This window comes from Variovorax sp. P1_H12_2, from assembly GCF_056405335.1.
This window is the reverse complement of sequence record NZ_JBFUCI010000156.1, coordinates 1-13,174: the sequence shown is the minus strand read 5'-3', so window position 1 is coordinate 13,174 and position 13,174 is coordinate 1. Positions and strand designations below refer to the sequence as shown.

Here is a 13,174-nt window from a genome sequence, read left to right as displayed (position 1 = left end):
GAACTTGCCCGCGGCGTCGTGCAGGATCGGCAGCGCGAACGGCAGCTCGACGAAGCCGTTGTTGACCTTGCCGACCACATAGGCGCCCTTGTTGCGGTAGAACAGGCCCGACAGCACCTGCAGCTGGAAGTTGGCGCGCAGCTTGATCTGGTGGAAGCGCCCGAGGATCGCGGCCGCCACCCGCTCGGCATCGCGGCGGCGGTCGGCATAGCCGCCCTGCAGCGCGTAGTCCTCGAGCATCCGCTCGACCGTGTCGGCCAGCGTTTCGCGCTCCGGGTAGTAGGCGCGGTAGGTGGGCGCGTCGCGCGGCTCGATGTATTCGGTGCTGATCGCCGGCCGCACGAAGATGAAGTCGTTCTGGAAGTAGGCGCGGTGCAGGATCTTGGTGGTGACCGAGTTGAAGAAGCTCTCGGCCAGTTCCGGCTGGTGGTGGTCGACCAGGAGGCCGATGAAGTGCAGCTTGATCTGGTGCCAGACGTCCATCGGCTGCTCGCCGGCCTTGAACTCCTTCTCGAGCCGGGCCACCGCCTCGCTGACCCGCAGGTCGTAGAACTCGATGCGCTCGCGCTGCGCGCGCTGCTGGCCATGCCAGTCGGCGGTCTCGAAGCGATGCTTGGCGCGCGCCGACTCGGCCCGGAAGAGCCGGTAGTGCCGATCGAAGCCGTCGCGCATCGCACGCGCGATGTCATAGGCGAGCGGCGAATCGAGGCGCTGCGGAAACATGGTTCAGTCGGCCAGGCCGATCGCATCCGGCAGGCTGGGGGTGCTCTCCGACGGCTTGCTCCACTTGTAGCGGATTCGCTGCACCGCGGCGCGGTACTGCGTCTCGAGCGGCTTGGAGCCGTCGATGGTCATGCCCAGGTCCTGCAGCAGGCCGTCGTTGACGCCGAAGGCCCAGCCATGGATGGTCACCTCCTGGCCGCGGCTCCAGGCGTCGACCATCACCGTGCTGACGCTGACGTTGACGACCTGCTCGGCCACGTTGAGCTCGCACAGCGCATCGGCGCGCACGGCTTCGGGCAGGCTTTCGAGCATCACGCGGTGCCGGTCGCGCACGTCCTGGATGTGGCGGATCCAGTTGTCGGCGATACCGATGCGCGCGCCCTCGAGCGCCGCCTGCACGCCCGAGCAGCCGTAGTGGCCGACCACCATGATGTGCCGCACCTTGAGCCGCTCGACGGCGAACTGGATGGCCGACAGCGCGTTGAGGTCGGAGTGCACCACGATGTTGGCCACGTTGCGATGCACGAAGACCTCGCCCGGCTCGAGGCCGGTGATCTGGTTCGCGGGCACCCGGCTGTCGGAGCAGCCGATCCACATGTACTTGGGCGTCTGCTGCTTCACCAGGCTGGTGAAGAAGCCGGGGCGATCGCGCTCCATGCGTGCCGACCAGGCGCGGTTGTGGGCGAAAAGGTCCTCGAGGGGGTCRGGTGTGTTGTCCATGTGTCGTCGGTGGTGTGTGGTGGGGTGCTGGAGCGGTCGCTCAGCGCGTCTTCGGCTTCGCGGTGCGCGCCAGCGCGGCGCGCGCCTTCTTTTCCTGGGCGCGGACTTCCGCCAGGTTGGCCTGCAGCTCGACCAGCTGGCTTTCGAGCTGCTCGCGGTGCCCGCCGAGCACGCCCAGAAAGCGCTCGAGCTGCACCGCGGTGTCGCGCGGACTGTCGTACATGTCGAGTATCTCGCGGGCCTCGGTCAGCTTCAGGCCGAGCCGCTTGGCGCGCAGCGTGAGCGTGAGGCGGGCGCGGTCGCGCGAGGTGTAGATGCGCTGCAGMCCGTCGCGACGCGGCGCCAGCAATCCCATGTCCTCATAGAAGCGGATCGCCCGCGTGGTGAGGTCGAACTCCTTGGCGAGCTCGCCGATGGTGAAGGTCTGCGAAGGCATGTGGGGGCCGGAAAGCGTGTGCGACAGCAGGTTCGAGCGGCTCTGCATACAATGATGGGTCAAAGCCATGACGTTTACGTTAACGTCAATCGTACATGAACATCCTCGAACGCGAACTCCACTACCCCCTCGGCGACACCCTGCCGGCCCCCGGCGAGACCCTCGAAGTGGCGCCCGGCGTCCGCTGGATCCGCATGGCGCTGCCCTTCGCGCTCGACCACATCAACCTCTGGCTGCTGCGCGACACCCTCGACGGCGTCGAGGGCTGGACCGTGGTCGACTGCTGCATCGCGCACGATGCCGCGCGCGCGCAGTGGGAGCAGATCTTCGAGACGCAGCTGCAGGGGCTGCCGATCCTGCGCGTCATCGTGACCCACATGCACCCCGACCACATCGGCCTCGCGCACTGGCTGTGCGATCGCTGGAAGGCGCCGCTGTGGATCAGCTCGACCGACTACCACGTGGCGCGCGTGCTCACCTCCGCCGGCGACACGCTGGCCGGCGGCGACGCGGCGGCCGACTTCTTCGCCTCGCACGGGCTCACCGACGCCGAGTCGGTCGCCAAGATCCGGTCGCGCACCAGCTACTACGCCAACATGGTGCCCTCGGTGCCCGCGAACTTCGTGCGCATGATGGACGGCGACACGGTCGACATCGGCGGCCGCGGCTGGCGCTGCATCAGCGGCTACGGCCACGCGCCGGAACACATCGCGCTGTACTGCGAGGAAGTCAACGCGCTGCTGGGCGGCGACATGATGCTGCCGCGCATCTCGACCAACGTGAGCGTGCATGCCGGCGAGCCCGAGGCCAATTCGCTGCGTCTCTTCCTCGACAGCATCGAGCGCTTCAAGGCGCTGCCGGTCGACGCGCTGGGCCTGCCCTCGCACGGCAAGCCGTTCACCGGCATCCACCGCCGTGTCGAGCAGCTCAAGGAGCACCATCGCGACCGCCTGGCCGAACTGCTGGAGGCCWGCACCGCGCGGCCGCACAGCGCGGTCGAGGGCCTGCCGATCCTGTTCAAGCGCGAGCTCGACCTGCACCAGATGACCTTCGCGATGGGCGAGACCGTGGCCCACCTGCACCTGCTGTGGTTCTCGGGGCAGATACAGCGCCGGCTGGGCGAGGACGGCATCTACCGGTTCGGCGCCTTCTCGTGACGACATTGAGCCGCCTGCGCGCGGGCGAACTGGCCGGAGCGCAGCGGCTCGACCTGTCTGCCGGTCTGAGCGAGTTTCCGCGCGAGATCTTCGATCTGGCGGACTCGCTCGAGGTGCTCAATCTTTCGGGCAATGCGCTGAGCGCCCTGCCGGACGACCTGCACCGGCTGCACCGCCTGCGCGTGCTCTTTTGCTCCGACAACCAGTTCACCGAGTTGCCCGAGGCGGTCGGGCGATGCGGCCGGCTCGAGATGGTCGCCTTCAAGGCCAACCGCATCGAGCGGGTGCCCGCGTCCGCGTTGCCGCCTGCGCTGCGCTGGCTGATCCTCACGGACAACCGGATCGACGCGCTGCCGGACGCGCTCGGCCAGCGTACGCGGCTGCAGAAGCTGATGCTCGCGGGCAACCGGCTGCGGGCACTGCCGGAGTCGATGGCCGCCTGCCGCGCGCTCGAACTGCTGCGCATCTCGGCGAATCGCTTCGAGGCGCTGCCGGGCTGGCTCCTGTCGCTGCCGCGCCTGTCGTGGCTCGCCTTCGCGGGCAATCCCCTCGACGAAGCAGCCGAAGCGCAGGCGATGGATGCCCAGCCGACGCCGACCATCGACTGGCATCGGCTCTCGCTGAAGCAGCAACTCGGAGAAGGCGCCTCCGGCGTGATCCACCAGGCCGACTGGCTGCAGCCGGACGGCCGCCCTCGGCCGGTCGCGGTGAAGCTGTTCAAGGGCGCCGTGACCAGCGACGGCTGGCCGCACAGCGAGATGGCGGCCTGCATCGCGGCCGGAACGCATCCCGGCCTGATCCCGGTGCTGGGGCGGATCGAGAACCATCCGGCAGCGAGCGCCGGCCTGGTGCTCGAATTGGTCGACACGACCTTCCGCAACCTGGCCGGGCCGCCGAGCCTGCAATCCTGCACGCGCGACGTCTATGCCGACGACGCCCGCTGGCCGCCGGATACCGCGCTGCGCATGGCCCGGGGTATCGCCTCGGCCGTCGCCCGTCTGCACGCGCGCGGYATCCTCCACGGCGATCTCTACGGCCACAACATCCTCTGGAACGGCCAGGGCGACGGCCTGCTCGGCGACTTCGGAGCGGCTTCGTTCCTGCCGCGCGACGATGCCGCGCAGTCGCGGGCACTGCAGCGCATCGAGTCCCGCGCCTTTGGTTGCCTGATCGAAGAACTGCTCGATCGCTGTGCCCCGGCCGATGCGGCCACGCAGGCATTGCTGGCCGGCATCCGGTCGCGCTGTCTCGACGACGACCCCGCCGCGCGCCCGCTGTTCGCCGAGATCGCCGCCGCGCTGGCTGCGCAATGAACGCCCTGCCGCTGCCCGTGCGAGACGGCGTCGGCCCGAGCTGCGCCGCACTGCCCGTCGGCGACTGGCCCACGATCGCGGAGTTCCTGGTGCAGCGCTTCGCGGCGATTCCGCGCGCGACCTGGGAGGCCCGCATCGAGGCCGGCGACGTGGTCGACGAGCATGGCGTGCGCGTCACCCGCACGCGGCCTTACCAGCCGCGGCTGCGGGTCTACTACTACCGTGCGCTCGACTCGGAGCCCGTCGTCCCGTTCGACGAACAGGTCCTGTACCGCGACGCGCACCTGCTGGTGGTCGACAAGCCGCACTTCCTGCCGGTCACGCCGGTCGGCAAGTACGTGCAGCAGAGCCTGCTGGTGCGCCTCAAGCGCAAGCTGGGCCTCGAACACCTGGCGCCGCTGCACCGGATCGACCGCGAAACCGCGGGCATCGTGCTGTTCTCGGTGTTGCCGGCCAGCCGTGGCCCCTACAGCGCGCTGTTCGCCGATCGCGCCATCCACAAGCGCTACGAGGCGATCGTTCCCTGGCAGCCCGGCGGCGCGCTGCCGGCCACGCGCCGCAGCCGGCTCGCGCCCGACGACCATTTCATGCGCATGACCGAGGTCGCCGGCGAGCCCAACGCCGAGACGCACTTCGAGCTGCTGGAAGCGCACGACGGCTGGGCGCGGCTGGGCCTGTCGCCGGTCACCGGCCGCCGGCACCAGCTGCGGGTGCATTGCGCCGCGCTCGGCATGCCGATCCGGAACGACGCGATCTACCCGGCGCTCCTGCCCGAAGGCAGCGACGACTTCGACCGCCCGCTGCAGCTGCTGGCCCGCGAAGTCGCCTTCCTGGATCCGCTGACCGGCGCCGAACGGCGCTTTGCGAGCCTGCGCTCCCTGGCCTGGCCAATGGCCTGAGCTGGCACCAAGGTGACGCCGTCCGGCGGCCCTGCGCACTAAGCTCCGGCAAGCCGCTCGGCCGGCGAAACGCACCGCATACCCAGGAGACACACCGCATGGACACCACCCGACTCTTCTCGCTCGAAGGGCGCACCGCACTCATCACCGGCGGCTCGCGCGGCATCGGCCGCATGATCGCCGAGGGCTTTCTGGCGCAGGGCGCCCGCGTCTACATCTCGGCGCGCAAGGCCGCGGCCTGCGACCAGACCGCGAAGGAGCTTTCGGCCTTCGGCCACTGCGTCTCGCTGCCGGCCGACGTCTCCACGCTGCAGGGCGCGCAGGGGCTGGTCGACGCCTATGCGAAGCACGAAGGCGCGCTCGACATCCTGGTCAACAACGCCGGCGCAGCCTGGGGCGCCCCCTATGACGAGTTCCCCGAAAGCGGCTGGGACAAGGTGGTCGACCTGAACCTCAAGACGCCCTTCTTCCTGACCCAGGCGCTGACGCCGATGCTCCGGAAGGCGGCCACCGACCACCTGGCCAAGGTCATCAACATCGCCTCGATCGACGGCATCTCGGTCAATCCGCAGGAAACCTATTCGTACGCGGCGAGCAAGGCCGGGCTGATCCAGCTGACGCGCCGGATGGCGCTGCGGCTCGCGCAGGACCGCATCGTGGTCAGCGCGATCGCGCCGGGCGCCTTCGCGTCCGACATGAACAAGGACGCGCGCGATCACGGCGAAGAGGTGAAAGAGCGCATCCCGGCCGGCCGCATCGGCGCGCCGGAAGACATGGCAGGCGCCGCGATCTACCTGGCTTCGCGCGCTGGCGACTACGTGATGGGCTCGACGCTGGTGGTCGACGGCGGCGTGACGCACGCGAGGTAGCAGACCCCCACGCTCCCCCACTTCGTGTGGGTCGCTGCCCCCCGAGGGGGAGTCAGCAGGCCGCCCGTCTGCGCGAAGCGCGGACTTCGCCGCGCTGGCGGCCCGGCGCCGGCCTGGATGGCCCCCACGCTCCTCACTTCGTGTGTCGCTGCCCCCCGAGGGGGCCGCAGGCCGCCTTGGGGCGGCCCGGCGCCGGCCTGAGCGCATCTACCAGCGCGGCACCGGCTCGTCCTTGAGCTGCCTGCGCAACTGCTGGTAGTCGGGCAGCACGCTTTCCACGGTCTCCCAGAAGCGCGGGCTGTGGTCCATCACGCGCAGGTGGCTCAGTTCGTGGGCGACCACATAGTCGATCACCGACATCCGGAAGTGCACCAGTCGCCAGTGCAGGCGAATGGCGCCGTCGGCGCTGGCGCTGCCCCAGCGCGTGGAGGCGTTCGACAGCGACAGCTTGTGCCAGGCGACGCCCAGGCGCGGCGCGAAATGGTCGAGCCGCTCGATGAAGATGCGGCGCGCCTGGCGCATCAGCCAGGCCTGGGCGGCATCGCGGATCTGCGCTGCGCTCGCGTTCCTCGCCAGCGCCAGGCGCAGGACAGGAGCCTCGCCGCCGTGGCCGGCACCGGCGTCGAGCACCGCGCCGACGCCATCGAAGGCGTGATGCGGATCGAGCCGCACGCTCACCTGCTGGCCGAGGAAAGGAAAGACGACACCGTCCGCCCACTCGATGCGCGCCGACTCCAGCCGCGCGTGGCGCTGCTGCGTCTCGGCCAGCTTGCGCAGGATCCAGTCGCCCTTCTCCTTCACCGCGGCATCGACGTCGCGCAGCGCCACCCAGCGCGGCGCCCGCACCGACAGGCCTTCGGCCCCGACCACGAAGCCGATGGTGCGGCGCTTGCCGCGCGTGAACTCGTAGGCCACGCGGGCGTCGGCCAGCAGGATCTCGCGCGTGGCACGCGGGTGGATGAAGCTCGCCGGACTCAGCGCGTCGGCCAGCGGGATCGCCGGCACGCGCGGTCCCTCGGTCGGCGGCGGACTCGGCTCGGCCGCAGGCGCGTCGAACAGATCGAGCGTGAACTGCAACAGGCCGCGCATGGTCGGGATCTCAGGCAGCGGTGGATGCGGCGGCGGCGGCCGGCGCATAGGCCTCGGGATCGAGCCGGCGCATCTCGGCCTCGATCCACGCCTCGACCTCGCGCATCAGCTCGTCGGGCTTGCGGCCGACACTCGAAATGGCCGGCCCGATCGAGACGTCGACCACGCCCGGGCGCTTGATGAAGGCCTTGCGCGGCCAGACCTTGGCCGAAGTCACGGCGATCGGGACCACCGGCACGCCGGTCTCGCAGGCGAGCCGCGAGCCGCCGTTCTTGTAGTTGCCCTTCTGGCCGCGCGGGATGCGCGTGCCTTCGGGAAACATGATGATCCAGATGCCCTGTTCGAGCAGCTTGCGGCCCTGCGCCACGACCTTGTTGAAGGCCTGCGTCTTCTGGCTGCGATCGATGTGGATCATGTCGAGGCGGGCCATGGCCCAGCCGAAGAACGGCACGTAGATCAGTTCCTTCTTGAACACGTAGGCCAGCGGATGCGGCATCAGCGTGGGCATCAGGAAGGTCTCGTAAGTCGACTGGTGCTTCACCAGCAGCACGCAACCCGCGAGCTTGTCGGTCGGCAGGTTCTCCATGCCGGAGACGCGGGTGCGGATGCCGAGCAGCACCCGTGCGCCGCCGATGGCCCAACCGAGCCAGGTCGCGGCCATCCAGTACAGCGGGATGCCGCGCTTCCAGAGCGAGCTGACGCACATGATGATCCCCCACGGGATCACGGTGACGAGCATCCACAGCGCGTGGATGACGGAACGGACGAAATCCATCAGACAGCTACTTTCAGCGTGGCGCGCTCTTCACGCTCCAGCAGGAAATCGACAAAGGCCGCGAGGTCCTCGTGGACCTGGGTGTTCGGCGGGTACTCGGGGGGCAGCGGCACGCCGCGCAGAGCCTGGCCCATGCCGGTCAGCAGCAGGTGCGGCTCGCAGCCCGCGGCCGCGCCGGCCTGCAGGTCGCGCAGGCTGTCGCCCGCGGTCGGCACGTGGGACAGATCGACGCCGTAGCGCTCGCCGATCTGCAGGAACAGGCCGGGCTTGGGCTTGCGGCAGTCGCAGCCCTCGTCGGGGCTGTGCGGGCAATAGAACACGGCATCCACCCGGCCACCCACGGCCGCCAGCATCTTGTGCATCTTGGCGTGCATCGCATTGAGCGAGACGACATCGAACAGCCCGCGCCCGAGGCCCGACTGGTTCGAGGCGATGACCACGTGCCAGCCCGCATGGTTGAGCCGCGCCACGGCCTCCAGCGCGCCCGGCAGCGGCGTCCACTCGATGTCGCTCTTGACGAAGTCCTCGCGGTGCGCGTTGAGCGTGCCGTTGCGGTCGAGGATGACGAGTTTCATGGTGTCTCTTTTCAGGCGGCCAGCCGTTCGAGCTGCGCCACCCGGTTCATCGCGGCGTGCAGCAGCATCAGCAGCCCGAGGCGGTTGAGACGCAGGTCGGCCTGCTCGGCATTGACCATCACGCCGTCGAAGAAGGCATCGACCGGCTCGCGCAGCGCGGCCAGCGTCTGCAGCGAGGCGGTGTAGTCGCCCTTGTCGAACTGCGCGTCCGCGACCGGCACCACCTGCCGCATCGCGGCATGCAGCGCCTTCTCGGCCGGCTCCTGCAGCAGCAGCTCGCTGACGTGCGCATCGGCCTCGGGCGATTTCTTGAGGATGTTGCCGATGCGCTTGTTGGCCGCGGCCAGCGCGGGCGCCTCGGGCAGCGCGGCGAAGGTGCGGACAGCGTCGAGACGCCTCGGGATCGTCGCCCACGCCCCCAGCTTGCGCACATAGACGGCCGCGTCGATCTCGACCGCCGAATAGCCTTCGTCCTTGAAGTAGCTCTTGAGACGCTCGATGAGGAACTCATCGAGTTCGACACTCCGGTCCTCCAGAAGGCCCGGCGCAAAGACACCGAACGCCTGTCGCGTGAGCTCATGGAACTGCAGCGGCAACGAACGCTCGATGAGCATGCGCACCACACCCAGGGCATGACGCCGCAGCGCGAACGGGTCACGATCGCCCGTGGGCAGGTTTCCAATGCCAAACATGCCGACCAGCGTTTCGAGCTTGTCGGCAAGCGCAACGGCGACGCCCACCATGTCGCGCGGCAAAGCGTCCCCGGCGAAACGAGGCTTGTAATGGTCCTCGATGGCATCGGCAACCGTCGCATCGAGCCCGTCGTGCAGCGCGTAGTAGCGGCCCATCGTGCCTTGCAGCTCGGGGAATTCGCCAACCATGTCCGTCACGAGGTCGGCCTTGGCGAGTTGTGCCGCCTGCACAGCATGCGCGGCCAGCTTGGTGTCGCCGGACGCAGCGCCCAACTGCTCGCCGATGAGGTGGGCGATCTGCATCACCCGCCGCACCCGCTCGCCCTGGGTGCCGAGCTTGTTGTGATAGACCACCTTGGCCAGCGCCTCGACCCGCGAGGCCAGCGACTTCTTGCGGTCCTGGTCGAAGAAGAACTTGGCGTCGGCCAGCCGCGGGCGCACCACGCGCTCGTTGCCGCCGACGACCGCGCTGGCGTCGTCGGGGCGGATGTTGCTGACCACCAGGAACTTGTTGGTGAGCTTGCCCGCCGCGTCGAGCAGCGGGAAGTACTTCTGGTTGGCCTTCATCGTGAGGATCAGGCATTCCTGGGGCACGTCGAGGAACTCGCGCTCGAACTCGCACACCAGCACGTTGGGCCGCTCGACCAGGGCCGTGACCTCGTCCAGCAGTGCGTCGTCATGGATCGCCTGCGTGCCGCCACCGACCTTCACGGCCGCTTCGGCGAGCTGCCGCGCGATCTCGTGGCGGCGGGCCTCGAAGCCGGGGATGACGGCGCCCTGTTCGCTCATCTGGCCGGCATAGCTGTTGGCGTCGCGCAGTTCGATCGGATCGACCGCGGCCTCGAAACGGTGGCCATGCGTCTGCCGACCGGCCGTGAGTCCGAGCGCTCCGACCGGCACGATCGCGTCGCCGTGCAGCGCCACCAGGCCATGGGCCGGCCGCACGAAGCTCACGCTGCTCCAGCCCGGCAGCTCGCAATTCGTCTCGAGCTGGTAGCTCATGACCTTGGGGATCGGCAGCTTCGCGATCGCCTCGGCCAGCGCCTTCTGCAGGCCTTCGGCCAGCGTTGCGCCCTTGGCGATGCTCTGGAAGAACAGCGCCTCGGCCTTGCCGTCCATCGCGCGCTGCAGCCCCGGCACCGCGCTGGCATCGGCGCCCAGCGCCGCCAGCCGCTTGAGCAACGCGGGCGTGGCCTGGCCCGCGCCATCGAGGCCCACCGTCACGGGCATGAGCTTCTGCGACACCGCCTTGTCGGCGGCCTGCGCCAGCACGTCGGTCAGGTGGGCGGCCAGCCGCCGCGGCGAGGCATAGGCCGTGAGCACCGAGCCGGCATCCGCCAGGCCCAGGGCGACCAGTTGGTCGCGCAGTTGCGAGGCAAAGGCGTCGCCGAGCTTCTTCAGCGCCTTCGGCGGCAGTTCCTCGACGAACAGTTCGACGAGCAGGTTGTTCTTGGTGGTCATATCGCTCAGGCCGCCTTCTTCGTCATCTGTGCGACCCACTCGCGCGGCGCCATAGGGAATCCGAGCCGCTCGCGGCTCTCGTAGTAGCTTTGCGCGACGCTGCGCGCGAGATTGCGGATGCGGCCGATGTAGGCCGCGCGCTCGGTCACGCTGATCGCGCCGCGCGCGTCCAGCAGGTTGAAGCTGTGGGCCGCCTTGAGCACCTGCTCGTAGGCCGGCAGCGCGAGTTGCGCCTCCATCAGCACCTTGGCCTGCTTTTCATGCGCGGCGAAGGCCGTGAACAGGAACTCGGCGTCGCTGTGCTCGAAGTTGTAGGTCGACTGCTCGACCTCGTTCTGCTTGAAGACGTCGCCGTAGCTCAGGCCCTCGGTCCACTTCAGGTTGTAGACGTTGTCCACGCCCTGCAGGTACATCGCCAGGCGCTCCAGCCCGTAGGTGATCTCGCCGGTGATCGGGCGGCAGTCGATGCCGCCGACCTGCTGGAAGTAGGTGAACTGCGTCACCTCCATCCCGTTGAGCCAGACCTCCCAGCCCAGGCCCCAGGCGCCGAGCGTGGGGTTCTCCCAGTCGTCCTCGACGAAGCGGATGTCGTTCTTCCTAAGGTCGAAGCCGAGCGCCTCGAGCGAGCCCAGGTAGAGCTCCAGGATGTTGCTCGGTGCCGGCTTCAGCACCACCTGGTACTGGTAGTAGTGCTGCAGCCGGTTCGGGTTCTCGCCATAGCGGCCGTCCTTGGGACGGCGGCTCGGCTGCACGTAGGCGGCCTTCCAGGGCTCGGGGCCGAGCGCGCGCAGGAAAGTGGCGGTGTGCGAGGTGCCGGCGCCGACCTCCATGTCGTAGGGCTGCAGGAGCGCGCAGCCCTGGGCATCCCAGTAGGCTTGGAGCTTGAGAATGATTTGTTGGAAAGTCAGCATGTTGAGCCTGGTGGCCGCAAGGAAGCGAAACGCCCCCGACGCGGCGAACCGGCCATTTTAAGAGCCAGAACCGCACCCCACGAGCCGCCCCGCGCCAGCCGGGGCGCGTTCCGGAAATACCGCGGATCCGGCTCAGCCGGTCCGCCGGTATTGCCCCCCGGCAGGGGGGTGGGCGGCTACACGCAGTGAGCCAACCTGGGGGGCGAGTCAATACTCCCAGAAAATCCGCTGCAGTTCCTTCGTATCCTTGGTCTTGGTGAGGGCCACCATCGCCAGGATCCGCGCCTTCTGCGGCCGCAGGTCGTGCGCCACCACCCAGTCGTACTTGTCGTCCGGCTGCTCGGCATTGCGGATCACGAAGCCGTCCGGCACCCGCGAGCTGCGGATCACCAGGACGCCATCGGCGCGCAACTTCTGCAGGACCGGCACGATGCGATCAGCCACCGAGCCGTTGCCGGTGCCGGCATGAACGAGCGCCTTGATGCCGCTCTTGGCCAGCGCGTCGATGGCCGTCGGCGGCACGCTCTGGTAGCCATAGGCGATCTCGACCGGCGGCAATGCATCGATCTTGTCGATGTCGAACTCCGACTGCATCGTGTGGCGCTTGGCCGGGAGGCGGAACCAGTAGTTGCGGCCCTCGACGATCATCCCGAGCGGTCCCCATTGGCTCTTGAATGCCTCGGTCTTGACGTTGACCGTCTTGTTGACGTCACGCCCGGTATGGATCTCGTCGTTCATCGTCACGAGCACGCCCTTGCCGGCGGCATCCCTGCTGGCCGCCACGTTGACCGCGTCGTACAGGTTCAGCGCGCCGTCGGCCGACAGCGCGGTGCCCGGGCGCATCGAGCCGACCACGATGATCGGCTTGGGGGTGTGCACCGTGAGCGTCAGGAAGTAGGCGGTTTCCTCGATCGTGTCGGTCCCGTGCGTGATCACGATGCCGTCGACATCGGCCTGCTTCGAGAGCGCCGAGACGCGCTTGGCGAGGACCAGCAGGTTGTCGTTGGTCAGGCTTTCGGAAGCGACCTGGAACACCTGCTCGCCACGGACGTTGGCCACCTTCGACAGTTCGGGCAGCCCCGCGATCAGCTTGTCGACCGGCACCTTGGCCGCCGAATAAGTGGCGCTGTTGGCGGCCGTGGCGCCGGCGCCGGCGATGGTGCCGCCGGTCGCGAGGATCACCACGTTGGGCAGGCCCTGGGCATGCGCGAGGGCGCCGGCGACGAGCAGCGCGGCGGCGGCCGCGAAGGCTCGGGTTCGAGAGGCGAGGGTCATGGCAGCTCCTTCGAATGTGGACGAGACGAAAGGAACGTTAGCGGAAAGCACACCGGCGCGGCAAGCGCCGCGCGAGCCACCCTCGCGGGCCGGCCAGGAAGGCCTGCGCTCAGGCGATGTAGAGCCGGTCGGAATCCAGACGCCGCAGTGCCGACAGTTCGCGCACGCTCGGTGCCTCGGTGGTCGCGATGTGCTTGTCGTGCAGCAGCGTGAAGCCGGTGTTGTCCTGCACCTGCTCCAGGGTGACGCCCGGGTGCAGCGCGACGATCTTCATGTGCC

General features: G+C 68.9%; 13 protein-coding genes. 4 read left to right on the top strand and 9 right to left on the bottom strand.

Translation table 11 applies throughout. From position 1 onward, the window contains the following. The 3 genes from AC1D2K_RS16950 to AC1D2K_RS16940 all read right to left on the bottom strand — a co-directional run. Nucleotides 1-723, bottom strand: a 723-nt coding sequence (locus AC1D2K_RS16950; protein WP_478090000.1) for an isocitrate dehydrogenase kinase/phosphatase AceK regulatory subunit, incomplete at its 3' end; no start/stop codon positions are given. Nucleotides 724-726: 3 nt separating this feature from the next. Then, nucleotides 727-1,443: a carbonate dehydratase gene (can, locus tag AC1D2K_RS16945; RefSeq protein ID WP_478089999.1), complete on the bottom strand. Its 717-nt coding sequence runs from the start codon at nucleotides 1,441-1,443 to the stop codon at nucleotides 727-729. Between the two features lie 40 nt (nucleotides 1,444-1,483). Beyond that, entirely contained in the window at nucleotides 1,484-1,879 is a 396-nt protein-coding gene (locus tag AC1D2K_RS16940) for a MerR family transcriptional regulator (protein WP_478090001.1), read from the bottom strand. Nucleotides 1,880-1,974: 95 nt separating this feature from the next. Here AC1D2K_RS16940 and AC1D2K_RS16935 point away from each other — a divergent pair, with 95 nt between their 5' ends. The 4 genes from AC1D2K_RS16935 to AC1D2K_RS16920 all read left to right on the top strand — a co-directional run bounded on the left by AC1D2K_RS16935 (nucleotide 1,975) and on the right by AC1D2K_RS16920 (nucleotide 6,117). Continuing rightward, entirely contained in the window at nucleotides 1,975-3,036 is a 1,062-nt protein-coding gene (locus tag AC1D2K_RS16935; protein WP_478089998.1) for an MBL fold metallo-hydrolase, read from the top strand. Then, nucleotides 3,033-4,349: a leucine-rich repeat-containing protein kinase family protein gene (locus tag AC1D2K_RS16930; protein WP_478089997.1), complete on the top strand. Its 1,317-nt coding sequence runs from the start codon at nucleotides 3,033-3,035 to the stop codon at nucleotides 4,347-4,349. The genes AC1D2K_RS16935 and AC1D2K_RS16930 overlap by 4 nt, the downstream gene beginning before the upstream one ends. Then, nucleotides 4,346-5,248 (top strand): pseudouridine synthase, encoded by a 903-nt coding sequence (locus tag AC1D2K_RS16925; protein WP_478089996.1) that lies wholly within the window; start codon nucleotides 4,346-4,348, stop codon nucleotides 5,246-5,248. The genes AC1D2K_RS16930 and AC1D2K_RS16925 overlap by 4 nt, the downstream gene beginning before the upstream one ends. 98 nt (nucleotides 5,249-5,346) lie before the next feature. After that, nucleotides 5,347-6,117, top strand: coding sequence for an SDR family oxidoreductase (locus tag AC1D2K_RS16920; RefSeq protein WP_478089995.1), 771 nt, complete (start codon nucleotides 5,347-5,349; stop codon nucleotides 6,115-6,117). A 207-nt stretch (nucleotides 6,118-6,324) separates the two neighbouring features. Here AC1D2K_RS16920 and AC1D2K_RS16915 read toward each other — a convergent pair whose 3' ends face one another. The 6 genes from AC1D2K_RS16915 to AC1D2K_RS16890 all read right to left on the bottom strand — a co-directional run bounded on the left by AC1D2K_RS16915 (nucleotide 6,325) and on the right by AC1D2K_RS16890 (nucleotide 12,895). After that, nucleotides 6,325-7,206: a M48 family metallopeptidase gene (locus AC1D2K_RS16915; RefSeq protein ID WP_478089994.1), complete on the bottom strand. Its 882-nt coding sequence runs from the start codon at nucleotides 7,204-7,206 to the stop codon at nucleotides 6,325-6,327. A gap of 10 nt (nucleotides 7,207-7,216) precedes the next feature. Then, entirely contained in the window at nucleotides 7,217-7,981 is a 765-nt protein-coding gene (locus tag AC1D2K_RS16910; protein WP_478089993.1) for a lysophospholipid acyltransferase family protein, read from the bottom strand. Next, nucleotides 7,981-8,556: a D-glycero-beta-D-manno-heptose 1,7-bisphosphate 7-phosphatase gene (gene gmhB / locus AC1D2K_RS16905; RefSeq protein WP_478089992.1), complete on the bottom strand. Its 576-nt coding sequence runs from the start codon at nucleotides 8,554-8,556 to the stop codon at nucleotides 7,981-7,983. The genes AC1D2K_RS16910 and gmhB overlap by 1 nt, the downstream gene beginning before the upstream one ends. An 11-nt stretch (nucleotides 8,557-8,567) precedes the next feature. Beyond that, on the bottom strand, nucleotides 8,568-10,709 hold the full coding sequence (gene glyS, locus AC1D2K_RS16900) for a glycine--tRNA ligase subunit beta (RefSeq protein ID WP_478089991.1): 2,142 nt from the start codon (nucleotides 10,707-10,709) through the stop codon (nucleotides 8,568-8,570). 5 nt (nucleotides 10,710-10,714) lie between these two features. Further along, nucleotides 10,715-11,620: a glycine--tRNA ligase subunit alpha gene (glyQ, locus tag AC1D2K_RS16895; protein WP_478089990.1), complete on the bottom strand. Its 906-nt coding sequence runs from the start codon at nucleotides 11,618-11,620 to the stop codon at nucleotides 10,715-10,717. A gap of 207 nt (nucleotides 11,621-11,827) precedes the next feature. After that, the gene (locus tag AC1D2K_RS16890; protein ID WP_478089989.1) at nucleotides 11,828-12,895 is read right to left on the bottom strand and encodes a type II asparaginase; all 1,068 of its coding nucleotides are present in this window, start codon (nucleotides 12,893-12,895) and stop codon (nucleotides 11,828-11,830) included. Between the last annotated feature and the right edge of the window lie 279 nt (nucleotides 12,896-13,174).

Bases quoted from the DNA above. Each gene is read 5' to 3' on its own strand.
- AC1D2K_RS16910 (WP_478089993.1), bottom strand. From the start codon at position 7,981: ATGGATTTCGTCCGTTCCGTCATCCACGCGCTGTGGATGCTCGTCACC.
- gmhB (WP_478089992.1), bottom strand. From the start codon at position 8,556: ATGAAACTCGTCATCCTCGACCGCAACGGCACGCTCAACGCGCACCGC.
- AC1D2K_RS16915 (WP_478089994.1), bottom strand. From the start codon at position 7,206: ATGCGCGGCCTGTTGCAGTTCACGCTCGATCTGTTCGACGCGCCTGCG.
- glyS (WP_478089991.1), bottom strand. From the start codon at position 10,709: ATGACCACCAAGAACAACCTGCTCGTCGAACTGTTCGTCGAGGAACTG.
- AC1D2K_RS16890 (WP_478089989.1), bottom strand. From the start codon at position 12,895: ATGACCCTCGCCTCTCGAACCCGAGCCTTCGCGGCCGCCGCCGCGCTG.
- glyQ (WP_478089990.1), bottom strand. From the start codon at position 11,620: ATGCTGACTTTCCAACAAATCATTCTCAAGCTCCAAGCCTACTGGGAT.
- AC1D2K_RS16925 (WP_478089996.1), top strand. From the start codon at position 4,346: ATGAACGCCCTGCCGCTGCCCGTGCGAGACGGCGTCGGCCCGAGCTGC.
- AC1D2K_RS16920 (WP_478089995.1), top strand. From the start codon at position 5,347: ATGGACACCACCCGACTCTTCTCGCTCGAAGGGCGCACCGCACTCATC.